The following is a 17,127-nucleotide window of genomic DNA, read 5'->3' on the forward strand; positions in this document are numbered from 1 at the left end:
AGTCGACAAAATTGAAACGCCAGGGGTAAAAAATGAGCAACATTCTGATTATCAACGGAGCGAAAAAATTCGCTCACTCTAACGGCCAGCTGAACGACACCCTGACCGAGGTCGCGGATGGGTATCTGCGCGACGCCGGGCATGATGTTAAAATCGTCCGCGCCGAAAGCGAATACGACGTTAAAGCAGAAGTACAAAATTTCCTCTGGGCCGACGTCATCATCTGGCAAATGCCGGGCTGGTGGATGGGCGCGCCCTGGACCGTGAAAAAGTATATCGATGATGTCTTCACCGAAGGCCACGGCTCGCTGTACGCCAGCGACGGTCGCACCCGCTCCGATGCCAGCAAAAAATATGGCTCAGGCGGGTTAATTCAGGGCAAGCGCTACATGCTCTCCCTGACCTGGAACGCCCCGATGGACGCCTTTACCGATGAAGAGCAGTTCTTCCACGGCGTCGGCGTTGATGGCGTTTACCTGCCGTTCCACAAAGCCAATCAGTTCCTCGGCATGACCGCCCTGCCGACGTTTATCGCCAACGACGTGATTAAAATGCCTGATGTTCCGCATTACATAGCAGAATATCGCAAGCATCTGGCGCAGATTTTTGGTTAACTAAAGATCTACATACAGAAGGAGTTGAGTACATCATGTTGACAGTGATTGCAGAAATTCGCACCCGCCCTGGCCAGCACCATCGCCAGGCGGTGCTCGATCAGTTCGCAAAAATTATTCCTGCGGTTTTGCAGGAAGAGGGCTGCCACGGCTATGCGCCGCTGGTTGACCACGCCGCTGGCGTTAGTTTTCAGACCACCTCGCCTGACTCTATCGTCATGGTTGAGCAGTGGGAAAGCGTGGCGCATCTCGAAGCGCACCTGCAAACCCCGCATATGAAAGCGTACGGCGAAGCGGTGAAGGGCGACGTGCTGGAAACCAGCATTCGCATCCTGCAGCCGGGCGTTTAAGTCAATAAGTAGACCCGCTGGCCTGCGCTATGCCGGCCAGCAAAAAGGGAGCCACTGGCTCCCTTTTTTGTATGATTACCGCTGCCGGCCGGATCAGGCTTCAATATCCGCCATATCGCCTTTTTCCTGCAGCCAGTTTCGGCGATCTTCCGAGCGCTTCTTGGCTAACAGCATATCCATCATCGCGTTGGTCTGCTGTTCGTCCTCATCGCTGATAATCAGCTGAACCAGGCGGCGGGTATTGGGGTCAAGCGTTGTTTCACGCAGCTGCATCGGGTTCATTTCGCCCAGCCCTTTAAAGCGCTGAACGTTCGGCTTACCCTTCTTGCGCTTGAGCTGCTCAAGCACCCCGGCTTTCTCTTCTTCCGTCAGCGCGTAGTAAACCTCTTTGCCGAGGTCGATGCGGTACAGCGGCGGCAGCGCCACGTGGACGTGTCCGTGCTTGACCAGCGTGCGGAAGTGCTTAACGAACAGCGCGCAGAGCAGCGTGGCGATGTGCAGGCCGTCGGAGTCCGCATCCGCAAGGATACAGATCTTGCCGTAGCGCAGCTGGCTCAAATCATCGCTATCCGGATCGATACCGATCGCCACCGAAATATCGTGCACCTCCTGCGAGGCCAGCACTTCATCGGAGGAGACCTCCCAGGTATTGAGGATCTTGCCCTTCAGCGGCATGATCGCCTGATACTCACGATCGCGCGCCTGCTTGGCAGAACCGCCCGCCGAGTCCCCTTCCACGAGGAACAGCTCGGTACGGTTGAGATCCTGGGCGGTACAGTCCGCCAGCTTGCCCGGCAGCGCAGGGCCGCTGGTCAGCTTTTTACGCACCACTTTCTTGGCCGCGCGCATCCGGCGCTGGGCGCTGGAAATCGCCATTTCGGCCAGCAGCTCCGCGGCCTGAACGTTCTGGTTCAGCCACAGGCTAAAGGCGTCTTTTACCACGCCGGAGACGAAGGCCGCGCACTGGCGCGAGGAGAGGCGCTCTTTAGTCTGGCCGGCGAACTGCGGATCCTGCATTTTTACCGACAGCACGTAGGCGCAGCGATCCCAGATATCCTCCGCCGAGAGCTTGACGCCGCGCGGCAGAATATTGCGATATTCGCAGAACTCGCGCATCGCCTCCAGCAGGCCCTGACGCAGGCCGTTAACGTGCGTCCCGCCCTGCATGGTCGGGATCAGGTTGACGTAGCTTTCGGTTAACAGCTCGCCGCCTTCCGGCAGCCACAGCAGCGCCCAGTCGACCGCTTCGGTTTCACCGGAGAAGTTGCCGACAAACGGCTGTTCCGGCAGCAGCGGCAGGCCGTTCACCGCTTCGCGCAGATAGTCCGTCAGGCCATCTTCATAGCACCAGCGCTGCTCGCTGTTGTTCACCAGGTCACGGAAGACGATCTCCACGCCGGGGCACAGTACGGCTTTGGCTTTGAGCAAATGGGTCAGGCGCGATACGGAGAAGCGCGGGCTGTCGAAGAAGCTTTCATCCGGCCAGAAGTGGACGCTGGTACCGGTATTACGCTTGCCGCAGGTGCCGGTGACGTGCAGTTCTTCAACCTTATCGCCGTTCTCAAACGCAATGCTGTAGACCTGGCCGTCGCGGCGTACGTTAACCTCAACGCGCTTCGACAGGGCGTTGACCACCGAAATACCCACCCCGTGCAGGCCGCCGGAGAACTGGTAGTTCTTGCCGGAAAACTTGCCGCCGGCGTGCAGCCGACACATGATCAGCTCAACCGCCGGAACCCCTTCTTCAGGATGGATATCAACCGGCATTCCTCGTCCGTCGTCGATAACTTCCAGCGATTGATCGGCATGAAGAATGACTTCCACGCGTTTGGCGTGGCCGCCCAGTGCTTCATCCACACTGTTATCAATAACTTCCTGACCAAGATGGTTAGGACGTGTCGTGTCGGTGTACATTCCCGGGCGGCGGCGAACCGGCTCTAGCCCGGTGAGTACCTCAATGGCATCAGCGTTGTATGAAGATTGCGTCATGGTGTGTATTCGTAGGTAGTCCAGGAATGCTTAGCGCAGGCCCAGAAAATCGATAATCTGAGTGAAATGATCTTCAAAGCCGACAAATGCATGATTGCCGCCCTCCTCTACCGTCTGCCGACATGAGGCGTAGTAGCCAACGGCCTGGCGATAATCCAGCACTTCATCGCCCGTTTGCTGTAACAGCCAGAGTAAATCAGGCGATTCCAGCGGGTCGATTTGCATGACTTTGAGATCGTAAATATGGCGAGACTCTAGCACATATTGCTGCCCCGTGTACGGATTCTCATTGAGGCCGAGGAAATTGTTCAGCAGCTCAAACGGGCGTACGGCCGGGTTTACAACCACAGTCGGCAGCATAAAACACTGCGATAGCCAGGTTGCGTAGTAGCCTCCCAGCGAAGAGCCGACAACGCCCAGCGGTTCCCCGCCGTGCTCGAGAACGATCGCTTCCAGCAGCTCCGCCGCTTCAGCGGGGTAGACCGGCAGCTCCGGTACCACCATGTTAATTTCAGGATAATTTTGCGCCAGCCACGCCTTCAGCGCCGTCGCTTTAGCCGAGCGCGGCGAGCTGTTAAATCCGTGCAGATAGAGGAGCGTAGCCATCAGTATCCTTCTGAAGCAATATCCGGGTGAAATTTCACGCCGCTAAGGCGGCAAACTTCGGTCGTCAGTGTGCCGTCGGGATGCAGATCCAGCCAGCGCCAGCCGGGAGAAACGGTATCCAGCGTGAAGTTGTCGCAGTGCGGCTTAAACTGCACGCAGGTTGACGGCGTGGCCATCATGCGTCGCCCGCCCCAGTTGAGATCCAGCTCCTGATGAATATGACCGCACAGCAGATGCCTGACGCGAGGAAAGGCGGCCAGCGCGCGATCGAGCGCCGCGGCGTTGCGCAGGCTATGCTGATCCAGCCAGCTGCAGCCCGAGGCGAGAGGATGATGATGCAGCAGCAGCAGCGTATAGCGTTCCGGTTCTGCCGCGAGCTTGTGCTCAAGCCACTCCAGCTGAAAATCGCTTAATTCACCGTGGGGAACGCCGAATACCTGGCTGTCCAGCAGCAGTATTTGCCAGCGATCGCCGAGCAGAACGCGCTTGGCGGGGGAAATGCCTGATTCCTGCAGCGTGCTGTACATTGCCGGCTGAAAGTCATGATTGCCCGGCAGCCAGACGCAGGGCGCAGCAAAACTCGCGATACCCTCAGCGAAGTGCTGATAGGCCGCGGCCGAGTGGTCCTGTGCCAGATCGCCTGTCGCGACAATCAGATCGCACTGGCGCTGCGAGGCGTGGATGGCTTCCAGCACGGCCTGATAGCTTTCCCAGGTATTGATGCCTAACAGCGTTTCATGTTTTTCAGCAAACAGGTGAGTATCAGTAATTTGTAATATCCTGACTCTGGCCTCACCAGCCAAAGGAAGGTTTAACAGGCTTTCCAAATGGTGTCCTTAGGTTTCACGACGCTAACAAACCGGAATCGCCATCGCTCCATGTGCTAAACAGTATCTCAGCCAGTCGGCTAAGAACTGGTTAATTTGATGCTTTTCGTCGCGTTGATGCAACTTTTTATTAGGATAATCATACCGCGCTTTGAAGCGAAAAATCTGCTGACTCGAACACACTTCGGCCACCATCGCGTCATGATACAGGCGTACCGTCATGGACGGTAAGCTCCAGTAGCTCACCGCCGGCGCCGTTTGCTCAATCGACACCAGTGTAGTGTAGCGGGTCGACTCAACGATAGTTAGCCGGTACTGCGCACTGCCCACCTGGTAGCCCGCCATATCGCCCACTGCGTCGGTTCGAGGCAGCAGGCGGCGCAACTGGGCAAAATTGGTTTCACACAGGCGCATCATTTCAGGGAAGTCAGGCGTATAACGCTTCATTTTGACCACTCATTACGTAAATTGTGATAGTGCAGCTGCAGCCATTGCAGCGCGATGACAGAAGCTGCGTTGTCGATTTTCCCTTCTTCTACCCACTGATAGGCCTGCTCCCTGCTGACCACATGAACCCGAATATCCTCATTTTCATCCGCCAGGCCGTGGATGCCTTTTGCCGTCGTCGCATCGACTTCCCCCACCAGAATCGACAGCCTCTCGCTGGTGCCGCCGGGGCTGGCCAGATAGCTCAGAACGGGTTTTGTCCTGCCGACTTCAAGGCCCGCCTCTTCCACAGCTTCACGGCGGGCGACCTCCTCGGGCGTTTCGCCTTCTTCAATCATGCCGGCAACCATTTCGAGCAGCCACGGGCTCTCGCTGGTATCATAGGCGGCAATGCGAATCTGCTCGACCAGCACAACTTCATCCCGTATCGGGTCAAAGGGTAGCAAGACGGCGGCATGCCCGCGCTCAAAAATTTCGCGCGTCACTTCGCCGCTCATCCCGCCGTTGAACAGACGGTGGCGAAAGCGGTATAAATCCAGCGAAAAAAAACCACGATAAAGCGTTTCGCGTGCAATAATTTCTACATCGTTTTTAGCGAAGGTAATTCCCTGCTTGTTGGGTTTGCTCATTGTCGGTGTCCTGCGAATTCGAAAGTAGGGATTTATAAGCCGTTTGGCTACCGTTTTACAGTCCGTATGTTAGATTGGTGCAAATTACCGCCGGATGGCACGTAACGCCAACTTTTTACGGCGACAGACTCTATACAATCAGCAGATATATTTAGCTTTTGGGCAGCGCTTTATGCTTCACAACAAGGAATGCAAATGAAGAAATTTTTCCCCATCCTTATCGGCCTGGGCCTGACTGGCTTCAGCGCCATAAGCCAGGCAGAAAACCTGATGCAGGTTTATCAGCAGGCGCGCGTCAGCAACCCTGACCTGCGTAAATCAGCAGCCGATCGTGATGCTGCATTCGAAAAGATCAACGAAGCACGTAGCCCGTTACTGCCTCAGCTCGGTCTGGGTGCAGATTATACTTATACTAACGGCTATCGCGATGCCAATGGCCAGGACTCCAACGTCACCAGCGGAGCGCTGCAGCTCACGCAAACGCTGTTCGATATGTCAAAATGGCGCGCCCTGACGCTGCAGGAAAAACAGGCCGGTATTCAGGACGTCACCTATCAGACCGATCAGCAGACGCTGATTCTGAACACCGCCACGGCCTACTTTAACGTGCTGAGCGCCATCGATACGCTCTCCTATACCGAAGCGCAGAAACAGGCGATCTATCGTCAGTTGGATCAGACCACCCAGCGTTTTAACGTGGGCCTGGTTGCCATTACCGACGTGCAAAACGCCCGTTCCCAGTACGACTCCGTGCTGGCCAACGAAGTCACCGCGCGTAACGACCTCGACAACGCGGTTGAATCGCTGCGTCAGGTGACCGGCAACTACTACCCGCAGCTGTCGTCACTGAACGTTGACGGCTTCAAAACCAACAAGCCGGAAACGGTGAACGCGCTGCTGAAGGAAGCGGAAAACCGCAACCTCTCTCTGCTGCAGGCTCGCCTGAACCAGGACCTGGCGCGTGAACAGATTCGCCAGGCGCAGGATGGCCACATGCCGACGCTGGATTTAAACGCCTCTACCGGCGTATCCAACTCCAGATATAGCGGTTCCAATAATTCGACGCCAGACAACGATGCCGGCCAGAACAAAATCGGCCTGAGCTTCTCGCTGCCGCTGTATCAGGGCGGGATGGTTAACTCGCAGGTGAAACAGGCGCAGTACAACTTCGTCGGCGCCAGCGAGCAGCTGGAAAGCTCGCACCGCACCGTGGTGCAGACCGTTCGCTCATCCTTTAATAACATCAACGCCTCTATCAGCAGCATCAATGCCTACAAACAGGCCGTGGTCTCTGCCCAGAGCTCCCTTGATGCGATGGAAGCCGGCTATTCCGTTGGTACACGTACCATCGTTGACGTGCTGGATGCGACAACTACGCTGTACAACGCCAAGCAGCAGCTCTCAAGCGCGCGTTATAACTATCTGATTAACCAGCTGAACATCAAGTCCGCACTCGGTACGCTGAACGAGCAGGATCTGGTTGCGTTGAACAATACACTGGGCAAACCTGTCGCGACCTCACCGGATAGCGTTGCGCCGGAAACCCCGCAGCAGGACGCCAGCGCAGACGGCTACGCCAGCAGCGCGGCGCCAGCGGCTAAACCGGCAGCCGTTCACACCACGAAAACCAGCGGCGCGAATCCTTTCCGCCAATAACCTTCGTTGCATCATAGCGCTCCGCTAAGCGGAGCGCTAAACGTAAGGCAACGTAAAGATCTCCTCCTTTCCGCTCCTTTCCGCCCCTGGTCGCTTCATTTTCCACCACTCATCCTCTATCCTGAGCGTTAACAAACCGCCATACCACTGGGTCCAGGAAGACAAACATGAAACGGACAAAAAATATTAATCATGCCTCGTTCCGCAAAAGCTGGAGCGCTCGCCATCTGACGCCGGTCGCGCTCGCCGTGACGGCCGTCTTTATGCTCGCCGGCTGCGAAAAAACCGACGAGACGGTTTCTCTGTATCAAAATGCCGATGACTGCTCTGCGGCCAACCCTGGCAAAGGCGCAGAGTGCACCACCGCCTTTAATAACGCGACCAAAGAAGCTGAACGTACCGCGCCAAAATACGCCACCCGTGAAGATTGCGTGGCGGAGTTCGGTGAAGGCCAGTGCCAGCAAACGCCGGCTCAGGCAGGCGTAGCGCCGGAAAACCAGGCTCAGGCACAAAGCAGCGGCAGCTTCTGGATGCCGCTGATGGCCGGCTACATGATGGGCCGCATGATGGGCGGCGGCATGGGCGCACAGCAGCCGCTGTTCAGCTCGAAAAACCCGGCCAGCCCGGCCTATGGTCAGTACACCGATGCCGGTGGCAAGAGCTACGGCGCAGCGCAGCCGGGTCGTTCTATGAACGTACCTAAGACGGCGATGGCGCCAAAACCTGCGACCACCAGCACCGTTACCCGCGGCGGCTTCGGCGAGTCGGTGGCGAAACAGTCCACCATGCAGCGTAGCGCCGCAGGGACCACCTCATCCAAACGCTCAATGGGCGGCTAAAACTCATGGAAAGAATCAGCATCACGGAGCGCCCGGACTGGCGCGAAAAAGCGAGCGAATATGGCTTTAGCTTTCATACCATGTACGGCGAGCCGTACTGGAGCGAAGAGGCCTATTATAAGCTGACCCTGGCGCAGGTTGAGAAACTGGAAGACGTTACCGCCGAGCTGCATCAGATGTGCCTGCAGGCGGTAGAAACCGTGATCGGCAGCGATGAGCTGATGGCTAAATTCCGCATCCCCAAACACACCTGGGGCTTCGTGCGTCAGTCGTGGAAAACCAACCAGCCGTCGCTCTATTCGCGCCTCGACCTGGCGTGGGACGGCGTTGGCGAGCCCAAGCTGCTGGAGAACAACGCCGATACGCCAACCTCGCTGTATGAGGCGGCGTTCTTTCAGTGGATTTGGCTGGAAGATCAGCTCAATGCCGGCCTGCTGCCGGCAGGCAGCGACCAGTTCAACAGCCTGCAGGAAAAGCTGATTGAGCGCTTTACCGAGCTCCGGGAACAGTTTGGCTTCCAGCTGCTGCATATGGCGTGCTGCCGCGATACCGAAGAGGATCGCGGTACCGTACAGTATCTGCAGGACTGCGCGGCCGAAGCCGGCGTCGCCACCGAATTCCTCTATATCGAAGATATCGGCCTCGGCGAAAAGGGCCAGTTTACCGACGTTCAGGATCAGGTCATCGGCAATCTGTTCAAGCTTTATCCGTGGGAGTATATGCTGCGCGAGGTCTTCTCCACCAAGCTGGAAGACGCCGGCGTACGCTGGCTTGAGCCGGCATGGAAGAGCATTATCTCCAACAAAGCGCTGCTGCCGCTGCTGTGGAAGATGTTCCCGAATCACCCTAACCTGCTGGCATCCTGGTTCAGCGAAGACGCGCATCCCGAAATGGAGAAGTACGTCATCAAGCCGATTTTCTCCCGCGAAGGCGCAAACGTGTCGATCGTTGAAAACGGCAAGGTGGTGGAAGCGGTCGAAGGCCCGTACGGTGAAGAAGGTACCATCGTGCAGGAGTTCTATCCGCTGCCGAAGTTTGGCGATAGCTATACGCTGATCGGCAGCTGGCTGATCAACGATAAGCCAGCCGGGATCGGCGTTCGCGAAGACCGGGCGCTGATCACCCAGGATCTTTCACGCTTCTATCCGCATATTTTTGTCGAGTAGTCTCCTGCCCCGGCGGCATTACGCCTGCCGGGGCATCTGCACTTTCCCGCTACGCGCCGACCAGCACTGACAGCATGCTTAGCGAACCCATTTCCATTCCTTCTACCGGCACGGAAATCGGCTCTTCACCGTCCCAGGCACCCAGCACGTACAGCAGCGGCAGGAAGTGTTCCGCCGTCGGGTTTGAGAGCGATCCGCCCTCGTGCGCCAGATAGTTCACCAGCGGGTGTTCCTCCGTCGGCCCTTTCCAGCCCAGGTTCGTTTTCACATACTCGTTAAACGATTCCGCCCAGGGATACGGCGTGCTTTCGCCATGCCAGCGCGCCGTGCGCAGGTTATGCACCACGTTACCGCTCGCAATCAGCATAATGCCTTCATCGCGCAGCGCCGCCAGCCTGCGCCCCATCTCGAGGTGCCAGGCCGCCGGCTTGCTGCTGTCGATGCTCAGCTGCACCATCGGAATATCGGCATCCGGATACATTTTGATAAGCACGCCCCACGAGCCGTGGTCGAAGCCCCAGGCTTCTTTATCCAGCGTCACCGGCACGGGTGCCAGCAGCTCAACCAGGCGCTGCGCCAGCTCAGGAGAGCCCGGAGCCGGATAGTGCGTATCGTACAGCGCCTGCGGGAAGCCGCCAAAATCGTGGATCGTTTTTGGTGCTTCCATCGCCGTGACGCCGGTACCGCGCGTAAACCAGTGGGCGGAGACCACCACAATCGCCCGCGGACGCGGTAGCGTTTCGCCCAGATGCCGCCAGGCGCGGGTATAGATGTTATCTTCCAGCACGTTCATCGGGCTGCCGTGGCCTAAAAACAACGCTGGCATTCGGGTAAGGGACATGATGATATCCTTGAGTAGAGGAGATTTAATGCCTTCACATTACGCGTTTTTGCATCAGGATAAACTCAGATAAGCATGATGATCATCATCAGAAAATTTGAATGTAAGCCGCGGTAAAGGCGTCATTTCCCTCTCGCTGCCATCGGGTAAGATGGATATTATGAATGATAATCATTATCAAAGGAGCTGAGTGATGTCATCCCCTCTCATATTGACCCTGCTGGCCGGTAGCGCCACCTTTATCGGCGCGATTTTCGGCGTACTGGGCCAGAAACCGTCCAACCGTCTGCTGGGTTTTTCTCTCGGTTTCGCCGCCGGGATCATGCTGCTTATTTCGCTGATGGAGATGCTGCCCGCCGCGCTGAACGCCGAGGGGATGTCGGCGCTGCTCGGTTACGGCATGTTTGTTATCGGCCTGCTGGGCTACTTTGCGCTGGACCGTATGCTGCCGCACGCTCATCCGCAGGATCTGATGTCGCCCGGCGTCCCGCGCCCGCGCAATCTGCGCCGCGCCGCCATTCTGCTAACCCTCGGTATCAGCCTGCATAACTTCCCGGAGGGCATCGCCACCTTTGTGACGGCCAGCAATAACCTGGAGCTGGGTATGGGCGTCGCGCTGGCGGTCGCCCTGCATAACATTCCGGAAGGGCTGGCGGTTGCCGGCCCGGTGTATGCCGCAACGGGTTCGCGCCGCAAGGCGGTTTTCTGGGCCGGACTCTCCGGAATGGCCGAGATCCTCGGCGGCCTGCTGGCCTGGCTGATCCTCGGCAGTCTGGTGTCGCCGGTGGTGATGGGCGCCATTATGGCCGCCGTCGCCGGGATTATGGTGGCGCTGTCGGTGGATGAGCTCATGCCGCTGGCAAAAGAGATCGATCCGCAAAGCAACCCAAGCTATGGCGTGCTGTGCGGTATGTCGGTGATGGGATTTAGCCTCGTGGCCCTGCAGGCGATGGGCATTGGCTAGCGCCAAAAACAACAAAGCCCACGGTTAAGTGGGCTTTAGAGTACAGCGAAGCCGGCTTAGCTGGCTTTACGCTCGTGCTCGCGGCGATACGCCACCAGATCTTCAATAGTGACCACGGCCATATTGTGCTGCTGAGCAAATTCGATGCACTGCGGCGCGCGGGCCATCGAGCCATCGTCGTTAGTCAGCTCACACAGAACCCCCGCCGGCTTGAAGCCTGCGAGAGTCACCAGATCGATAGTGGCTTCGGTGTGGCCGCCGCGGGTCAGCACGCCGCCCGCCTGGGCGCGCAGCGGGAATACGTGGCCAGGGCGATTCAGGTCAGAAGGTTTTGCGCCATCGGCAATCGCGGCGCGCACGGTGGTGACGCGGTCGGCCGCGGATACGCCGGTCGTGACGCCTTCTGCGGCTTCGATGGTCACGGTGAAGCCGGTACCGTAGGCGCTGGTGTTATTTTCCACCATCATCGGCAGGTCGAGCTGCTTACGGCGTTCATCGGTCAGGCACAGGCAAACAATACCGCTGCCGTGGCGAATGGTTAGCGCCATCTGCTCAACGGTCATGGTTTCGGCGGCGAAAATCATATCGCCTTCATTTTCACGGTCTTCATCGTCAAGTACCATCACACCGCGGCCTTCGCGCAGTGCATTTAACGCGTGTTCTACACGTTCAAAAGCGGTACCAAAAGAGGAAAGGAGCGTCTGATTCATGGTAAAAAAACCTCATTAAAATTATGGTTACCAGAATCAGGGCAGTCTTAGGAGTGCCGGTTAAGCGGCAAAAAAGTCAACGCAAGCGGATCGCAATCCGACTGAGCCGTTACTCTCTCCCATCCGGACTCTAACCGTCGGCCCCGGAATTACACCGGATCTGCTGACCTTTTTGCTTTCGCAAAAAGCGCTCGCGGGCTTTCAACGCTAGGGTTGATTTACCGCCGGTGGGGAATTTCGCCCCGCCCTGAGAATAAGCAAAGTAACTATAACGCTATTGATTATCCTCGGCAATGCATAAGCTTCAAACATTTCTGGTTTATAGGCGGCGCCGATCGCACTACAATGGACGGTAAATCGACCAGAGCAGGAAACCACCATGATTGACCCGAAAAAAATTGAACAAATCGCCCGCCAGGTCCATGAATCGATGCCGAAAGGCCTTCGTGACCTTGGGGAAGACGTCGAGAAAAAGATCCGTCAGGTGCTCCAGTCGCAGCTGACCCGCCTCGATCTGGTCAGCCGTGAAGAATTTGACGTGCAGACTCAGGTGCTGCTGCGCACGCGCGAAAAGCTGGCGTTACTCGAACAGCGCATTAGCGATCTGGAAAGCCGAACGGCCGCGCCGAGCGTCGAAGAGAAGCAGTAAAAAAACGGGCCATCAGGCCCGTTGTTGTATCAGTGTTCCAGCTCTGTCGCCGGCGTCTCTGGCTGGCTAACCTGACGACAGTAGAGCGCATAGCGCTGGCAAAACCATTCACGATGATCCTCATCCATATTGCCGACAATGGCCTCGAGATCGACGACGTGGCCCTGCGCGTGCATCCTGGCAAAGCTCAGCGCCAGAAAGTCAAAATTCTTCATTGAATACAGTTCGTTATGGTTCATCCGCATACTCCTTCAGCTGTGGGTGTTCTGAGTGGTCATATGCTTTACTGACTTCAGTATTTATCCTTACGTTAACTTTTTTTGCGCGAAAAATGCGCAAAACAAGAACAATTATTGCGCTGAATCATTTCCGCCATCAATTAAATAAAAAAGGCCCGCGATTGGACGATCGCAGGCCTCTTTAAGTACGGCTTTCTCGCTACCTTTCCGGCCGCACGATGCTTACCGGGACGATGGTCGAGCCGCCGCTCGGTGGGCAAATATTACTTCCCGCTATCTTTCTGGATCTTTTTGATAATGTTGGTGGTCGAACAGCCATCTTCAAAATTGAGCACCAGCACTTCGCCGCCGTTTGCCCAGACCTCTTCGCTCCCGGCGATCTGCTCCGGCTTATAGTCCCCGCCCTTCACCAGCAGATCCGGCAGGATCCCGGCGATCAGGCGCTGCGGGGTGTCCTCTTCGAAAGAGACCACCCAGTCAACGGCCTCCAGCGCGCCCAGGACAATCATCCGCTGCTCCAGCGGGTTCACCGGACGGGACTCCCCTTTCAGACGTTTTGTCGACGCATCGCTATTAACCGCCACAATCAGGCGATCGCCCAGCTTGCGCGCGTTTGCCAGATACGAAACGTGGCCCGCATGCAGGATGTCAAACACGCCGTTGGTCATCACCACTTTCTCACCGCGCTTGCGCGCCGCGGCCACCGCCTGCTTGAGCTCTTCTTCATTCATCACGCCAAAACCGGTCTCAGCGCGCCCGCGCACCGCGTTTTCCAGCTCAATCGGCGAAACGGTTGAGGTCCCCAGCTTGCCGACGACCACGCCGGCCGCCGCGTTGGCGAAATAGCACGCCTCTTCCAGCGTATTGCCTGAGGCGAGGGTCGCCGCCAGTACGCCAATCACCGTATCGCCGGCGCCGGTGACGTCATACACTTCCTGCGCCTGGGTTGGCATATGCAGCGGCGGTTTGCCCGGCTGCAGCAGCGTCATGCCCTGCTCGGAGCGGGTCACCAGCAGCGCAGAGAGTTCAAAATCAGCAATAATCTTCAGGCCGCGCTCAACGATTTCCGCTTCGTCCTTACATTTCCCCGCCACCGCTTCAAACTCAGAGAGATTCGGGGTCAGCAGGGTGGCGCCGCGATAGCGCTCGAATTCGGTGCCTTTCGGATCGATCAGCACCGGTACGCCCGCATCCCGCGCCAGCTTAATCATCGTCTGCACGCTGGCCAGCGCGCCTTTCGCATAGTCAGACAGAACCAGCGCCCCGATAGAGCCCAGCGCCTGCTGAATGCGCTCGTGCATCGGCTGCGGATCGACGCCAGAAAAGCCCTCTTCAAAATCGAGGCGGATCAGCTGCTGGTTGCGCGACAGCACGCGCAGCTTGGTGATGGTCGGGTGGGTCGGCACCGAAACGAAGTCGCACTTCACGTTGACGTCGGCCAGCGCTTTACTCAGCGCGCGGGCGGCATCGTCAATCCCGGTCAGGCCCACCAGCCGCGAGGTTGCACCGAGCGACGCGATGTTCATCGCGACGTTTGCCGCGCCGCCGGGACGCTCTTCGATATTTTCCACTTTCACCACCGGCACCGGGGCTTCAGGGGAAATACGGCTGGTGGGACCATACCAGTAGCGGTCCAGCATCACATCGCCAACCACCAACACTCCTGCTCGTTCAAACTCCGGCAGCGTTACTTTCATTACTCACTCCTGCGAGATGCAAACTTTGCGCGCGATAATAGCACACCCGGTTTTTTAGTTAAGCTATCAACCACTTCTGCCAGCTGGCGCTAACCTGCTCACGTTCATGAGCAAAGGCCTCCGGCGCGACGTTGCCCGGCTGCTCCTGCAGCGCCAGATGGTGCAGCGCATCGCGCAGCGTGGTGTAAGCGTGGGTCAGCGCCCGGGCCTCTTCTTCGTCCATAATGTCATTCTGCGCCAGCAGCTCCAGAATGCGCACGTTATCGGACCAGCGCGTCAGCTTCGGCTTGTCGTGGGCATAGCGTAAGACCAGATACTGGGTGATAAATTCAATATCGGTGATCCCGCCGGCATCGGCTTTGATATCAAAGCGATCGCGCTGCTTATTGCCAAGATGGGCGCGCATTTTTTCACGCATTTCCCGCACCTCGGTCTGCAAAGTCGCCCCCTCGCGCTGGCGGGTGAGGATAGCGCGACGGATCTCATCAAACCGGGTCTGCAGCTCGGGATCGCCGTAGACCACCCGCGCGCGGACCAGCGCCTGATGTTCCCAGGTCCAGGCTTCATTTTGCTGATAGTCGGCGAAGGAATCGGTGGTGGTGACCAGCATGCCCGCAGCGCCCGACGGACGCAGACGGGCATCCACTTCATAGAGGATCCCTGAAGAGGTGCGGGTGCTGAAGAGATGCATAATGCGCTGCGCCAACCGCAGATAGAACTGGCGGCCGTCAATCTCGCGTTCGCCGTCGGTCATGGCCTCCGGCGGGCAGTCGTGGAGGAATACCAGATCCAAATCGGAGCTGTAGCCCAGCTCCCAGCCGCCCAGCTTGCCGTAGCCGACGACGGCAAAGCCGCGCCCCTGACGATCGCGCAGGTGCGTCGGCTGGCCATAGCGCGCCACCATCTGCATCCACGCCTGCTGGACCACCGCATCGATCATCGCCTCGGCCAGCCAGGTTAAGTGATCGCTCACTCTCATCACCGGCAGCGTGCCGGCGATATCCGCGGCGGCAATGTGCAGCAGCTGCGCCTGCTTAAACTGACGCAGCGCCTCCAGCTGCTGCTCTTCGTCCTCTTCCGGTACGCGCAGTAAATACTGGCGCAGCTCATCGCGATAGGCGTCGGTCGCCGTCGGCTGATAGAGCGTATTCGGGTCCAGCAGCTCGTCCAGCAGCAGCGGGTGGCGCGCCAGCTGGCTGGCGACCATCGGCGAGGCGGCACACAGGGAGATCAGGTGCTTGAGCGCGCCGGGGTACTCGCTGAGTAGCTCAAGATAGGTCGTGCGGGTCACAATGCCGGTCAGCAGCGGCGTAATGCGCGCCAGCGGCACCGGCGCGTCCGCGCGCGCGCACACTTCGCTGAGCAGATGCGGCATCAGCTGATCCAGCACCTGCCGCCCGCGCGGGCCAATGGTGCGCCTGTCGAGCTCTTTGCGGAAATCGGCGATCAGCGCCAGCACGCTGCGCCGGTCGGTATCATCGAGGTGCGCCAGCGCCGGGCTGGTGTCATCCTCCTCCAGCGCGTCCTGCCACAGCTCGCGCCAGTACTCGGCAAGCTGTTCATCCGGCGACTGCGCCTCGTCATCGCCAATCAGATCATTGAATACCCGCCTGACGCTGGCCATTTTCTCTTCCAGCTGCGCGCTGAGCGTCGCCCAGTCGGCAACGTGCATTCCCCACGCCAGGCGAGCGCGGTTAAGCTCATCCTGTGGCAGGGTTTGCGTCTGCTCATCGTTGATGCTTTGCAGCAGGTTTTCGAGACGACGTAAAAACAGGTAGGCCTCGCGCAGCCGGGAAGCATCGCCTTCCGGCAGCAGATGCAGCTCCTCGATAGCCGCCAGGGTTGGCAGCAGCGCCCGCAGCTGCAGCGCAGGCTCGCGGCCGCCACGGATCAGCTGAAAGACCTGGACGATAAATTCAATTTCGCGGATCCCGCCGGCGCCGAGCTTGATATTGTCCTTCAGCCCGCGGCGGCGAACCTCGCGGGCAATCATCCCTTTCATATTACGCAGCGACTGGATCACGCTGAAGTCAATGTAGCGGCGGAAGACGAACGGCCGCAGCATGGCGCGCAGCTCGCTGGCATAGATGCCTTCGTTATCGCCCATAATCCGCGCCTTAACCATCGCATAGCGCTCCCAGTCTCGCCCCTGCTCCTGGTAGTAATCCTCCAGCGCGGCGAAGCTCAGCACCAGCGGGCCACTGTCGCCAAACGGGCGCAGGCGCATATCCACGCGGTAGACAAAGCCGTCCTGGGTGGCCTGATCGAGGGCCTTAATTAAACGCTGGCCGAGGCGGGTAAAGAACTGGGCGTTATCCAGCTCGCGGCGCCCGCCGCGGGTTGCGCCGTGCTCGGGCCAGGCAAAAATCAGGTCGATATCGGAAGAGAAGTTAAGCTCTCCTCCGCCGAGTTTACCCATCCCGAGGATCAGCAGCGGCTGCGGCTTACCCTCGGCGCTGCAGGGCGTTCCCCACTCCCGGCAGCAGGCGGCGTATAGCCAGTCCCTGGCGGCGACAATCAGCGTCTCCGCCAGCGCGCTAAGCTGCTGCAAACTACTCTCTTCGCTGACCAGCGACAGCGCCTGCGCCCAGGCGATGCGCACCATAATCCGGCGGCGGAACAGGCGCAGCTCGCGCATCAGCGCCGCTTCGTCATTCACCTCCGCCAGCGCCGCCTGCAGCCAGTCGGCATAGTGACGCCACTCATCCGCTTCCGGCGGCGAGCTCTCCAGCTCAGCCAGCCACTGCGGCTGGGCGATCAGGCTCTGTTCGACGAAATCGCTGAACGCCATAACCGACTGCGCCTGCGGACTTAACGTGGATAATGGAAAATCCGCTGGTAGTCGGTCTACAACCGTCTGCCAGTGCTGCTGTAACTGCGAAGAAAGCGGCATTATAGGGGTCT

Annotated in this window: 17 protein-coding genes and 1 riboswitch; of the genes, 7 read left to right on the forward strand and 10 right to left on the reverse strand. The window is 58.4% G+C overall.

The window, feature by feature from the left end; genetic code table 11:
• The first annotated feature begins 32 nt into the window (after positions 1-32).
• Together M2416_RS18520 and M2416_RS18525 are read left to right on the forward strand one after the other, a co-directional pair.
• Positions 33-614 (forward strand): NAD(P)H-dependent oxidoreductase, encoded by a 582-nt coding sequence (locus M2416_RS18520; RefSeq protein ID WP_041147270.1) that lies wholly within the window; start codon positions 33-35, stop codon positions 612-614.
• A 35-nt stretch (positions 615-649) separates the two neighbouring features.
• Positions 650-964 carry a putative quinol monooxygenase gene (locus M2416_RS18525; protein WP_041147271.1) on the forward strand — a complete coding sequence of 105 codons (315 nt, stop codon included), beginning with the start codon at positions 650-652 and terminating at the stop codon, positions 962-964.
• A gap of 93 nt (positions 965-1,057) precedes the next feature.
• Here the strand turns inward: M2416_RS18525 and parE are convergent, their stop codons facing one another.
• Genes parE through nudF form a run of 5 tightly spaced genes read right to left on the reverse strand, consistent with a single transcriptional unit; the run spans position 1,058 to position 5,462 of the window.
• Positions 1,058-2,953: a DNA topoisomerase IV subunit B gene (parE, locus tag M2416_RS18530; protein ID WP_041147272.1), complete on the reverse strand. Its 1,896-nt coding sequence runs from the start codon at positions 2,951-2,953 to the stop codon at positions 1,058-1,060.
• 30 nt (positions 2,954-2,983) lie between these two features.
• Entirely contained in the window at positions 2,984-3,559 is a 576-nt protein-coding gene (yqiA, locus tag M2416_RS18535; RefSeq protein ID WP_045856855.1) for an esterase YqiA, read from the reverse strand.
• Positions 3,559-4,386: a 3',5'-cyclic-AMP phosphodiesterase gene (cpdA, locus tag M2416_RS18540; protein ID WP_123708859.1), complete on the reverse strand. Its 828-nt coding sequence runs from the start codon at positions 4,384-4,386 to the stop codon at positions 3,559-3,561. The genes yqiA and cpdA overlap by 1 nt, the downstream gene beginning before the upstream one ends.
• A 24-nt stretch (positions 4,387-4,410) precedes the next feature.
• A complete protein-coding gene (locus M2416_RS18545) occupies positions 4,411-4,833 on the reverse strand; it encodes a DUF1249 family protein (RefSeq protein WP_041147275.1) in 423 nt (140 codons plus the stop codon).
• The gene (nudF, locus tag M2416_RS18550; RefSeq protein ID WP_041147276.1) at positions 4,830-5,462 is read right to left on the reverse strand and encodes an ADP-ribose diphosphatase; all 633 of its coding nucleotides are present in this window, start codon (positions 5,460-5,462) and stop codon (positions 4,830-4,832) included. Before nudF ends, M2416_RS18545 begins: the two co-directional genes overlap by 4 nt.
• 195 nt (positions 5,463-5,657) lie before the next feature.
• Here nudF and tolC point away from each other — a divergent pair, with 195 nt between their 5' ends.
• The 3 genes from tolC to M2416_RS18565 all read left to right on the forward strand — a co-directional run bounded on the left by tolC (position 5,658) and on the right by M2416_RS18565 (position 9,123).
• Positions 5,658-7,118, forward strand: a complete 1,461-nt coding sequence (gene tolC / locus M2416_RS18555; RefSeq protein WP_259226292.1) for an outer membrane channel protein TolC — start codon at positions 5,658-5,660, stop codon at positions 7,116-7,118.
• A 167-nt stretch (positions 7,119-7,285) separates the two neighbouring features.
• Positions 7,286-7,957, forward strand: coding sequence for a DUF1190 family protein (locus M2416_RS18560; RefSeq protein WP_041147278.1), 672 nt, complete (start codon positions 7,286-7,288; stop codon positions 7,955-7,957).
• Between the two features lie 5 nt (positions 7,958-7,962).
• On the forward strand, positions 7,963-9,123 hold the full coding sequence (locus M2416_RS18565) for a glutathionylspermidine synthase family protein (protein WP_076946623.1): 1,161 nt from the start codon (positions 7,963-7,965) through the stop codon (positions 9,121-9,123).
• Positions 9,124-9,172: 49 nt separating this feature from the next.
• Here M2416_RS18565 and ygiD read toward each other — a convergent pair whose 3' ends face one another.
• Positions 9,173-9,964: a 4,5-DOPA-extradiol-dioxygenase gene (ygiD, locus tag M2416_RS18570; RefSeq protein WP_259226293.1), complete on the reverse strand. Its 792-nt coding sequence runs from the start codon at positions 9,962-9,964 to the stop codon at positions 9,173-9,175.
• A gap of 193 nt (positions 9,965-10,157) precedes the next feature.
• Here ygiD and zupT point away from each other — a divergent pair, with 193 nt between their 5' ends.
• On the forward strand, positions 10,158-10,928 hold the full coding sequence (zupT, locus tag M2416_RS18575) for a zinc transporter ZupT (protein ID WP_041147281.1): 771 nt from the start codon (positions 10,158-10,160) through the stop codon (positions 10,926-10,928).
• Between the two features lie 56 nt (positions 10,929-10,984).
• On the opposite strand, the gene ribB is transcribed toward zupT, so the two are convergent.
• Positions 10,985-11,638 (reverse strand): 3,4-dihydroxy-2-butanone-4-phosphate synthase, encoded by a 654-nt coding sequence (gene ribB / locus M2416_RS18580; protein WP_045856843.1) that lies wholly within the window; start codon positions 11,636-11,638, stop codon positions 10,985-10,987.
• 107 nt (positions 11,639-11,745) lie between these two features.
• Positions 11,746-11,897: riboswitch (FMN riboswitch) on the reverse strand.
• A gap of 120 nt (positions 11,898-12,017) precedes the next feature.
• Here ribB and ubiK point away from each other — a divergent pair.
• Positions 12,018-12,287 carry a ubiquinone biosynthesis accessory factor UbiK gene (ubiK, locus tag M2416_RS18585; protein WP_041147283.1) on the forward strand — a complete coding sequence of 90 codons (270 nt, stop codon included), beginning with the start codon at positions 12,018-12,020 and terminating at the stop codon, positions 12,285-12,287.
• A gap of 29 nt (positions 12,288-12,316) precedes the next feature.
• Here the strand turns inward: ubiK and glgS are convergent, their stop codons facing one another.
• The 3 genes from glgS to glnE form a co-directional block, all read right to left on the reverse strand.
• The gene (gene glgS, locus M2416_RS18590) at positions 12,317-12,526 is read right to left on the reverse strand and encodes a cell surface composition regulator GlgS (protein WP_115191857.1); all 210 of its coding nucleotides are present in this window, start codon (positions 12,524-12,526) and stop codon (positions 12,317-12,319) included.
• A gap of 263 nt (positions 12,527-12,789) precedes the next feature.
• Positions 12,790-14,223, reverse strand: a complete 1,434-nt coding sequence (hldE, locus tag M2416_RS18595) for a bifunctional D-glycero-beta-D-manno-heptose-7-phosphate kinase/D-glycero-beta-D-manno-heptose 1-phosphate adenylyltransferase HldE (RefSeq protein WP_076946620.1) — start codon at positions 14,221-14,223, stop codon at positions 12,790-12,792.
• Positions 14,224-14,281: 58 nt separating this feature from the next.
• Entirely contained in the window at positions 14,282-17,119 is a 2,838-nt protein-coding gene (glnE, locus tag M2416_RS18600; protein ID WP_259226356.1) for a bifunctional [glutamate--ammonia ligase]-adenylyl-L-tyrosine phosphorylase/[glutamate--ammonia-ligase] adenylyltransferase, read from the reverse strand.
• Between the last annotated feature and the right edge of the window lie 8 nt (positions 17,120-17,127).

The organism is Klebsiella sp. BIGb0132, from assembly GCF_024810075.1.
Classification (GTDB): Bacteria; Pseudomonadota; Gammaproteobacteria; order Enterobacterales; family Enterobacteriaceae; genus Klebsiella; species Klebsiella terrigena.

Coding starts and splice junctions, on each gene's coding strand:
- M2416_RS18520 (WP_041147270.1), top strand. CDS start 33: ATGAGCAACATTCTGATTATCAACGGAGCGAAAAAATTCGCTCACTCT.
- M2416_RS18525 (WP_041147271.1), top strand. CDS start 650: ATGTTGACAGTGATTGCAGAAATTCGCACCCGCCCTGGCCAGCACCAT.
- parE (WP_041147272.1), bottom strand. CDS start 2,953: ATGACGCAATCTTCATACAACGCTGATGCCATTGAGGTACTCACCGGG.
- yqiA (WP_045856855.1), bottom strand. CDS start 3,559: ATGGCTACGCTCCTCTATCTGCACGGATTTAACAGCTCGCCGCGCTCG.
- M2416_RS18545 (WP_041147275.1), bottom strand. CDS start 4,833: ATGAAGCGTTATACGCCTGACTTCCCTGAAATGATGCGCCTGTGTGAA.
- nudF (WP_041147276.1), bottom strand. CDS start 5,462: ATGAGCAAACCCAACAAGCAGGGAATTACCTTCGCTAAAAACGATGTA.
- tolC (WP_259226292.1), top strand. CDS start 5,658: ATGAAGAAATTTTTCCCCATCCTTATCGGCCTGGGCCTGACTGGCTTC.
- M2416_RS18560 (WP_041147278.1), top strand. CDS start 7,286: ATGAAACGGACAAAAAATATTAATCATGCCTCGTTCCGCAAAAGCTGG.
- M2416_RS18565 (WP_076946623.1), top strand. CDS start 7,963: ATGGAAAGAATCAGCATCACGGAGCGCCCGGACTGGCGCGAAAAAGCG.
- ygiD (WP_259226293.1), bottom strand. CDS start 9,964: ATGTCCCTTACCCGAATGCCAGCGTTGTTTTTAGGCCACGGCAGCCCG.
- zupT (WP_041147281.1), top strand. CDS start 10,158: ATGTCATCCCCTCTCATATTGACCCTGCTGGCCGGTAGCGCCACCTTT.
- ribB (WP_045856843.1), bottom strand. CDS start 11,638: ATGAATCAGACGCTCCTTTCCTCTTTTGGTACCGCTTTTGAACGTGTA.
- ubiK (WP_041147283.1), top strand. CDS start 12,018: ATGATTGACCCGAAAAAAATTGAACAAATCGCCCGCCAGGTCCATGAA.
- glgS (WP_115191857.1), bottom strand. CDS start 12,526: ATGAACCATAACGAACTGTATTCAATGAAGAATTTTGACTTTCTGGCG.
- hldE (WP_076946620.1), bottom strand. CDS start 14,223: ATGAAAGTAACGCTGCCGGAGTTTGAACGAGCAGGAGTGTTGGTGGTT.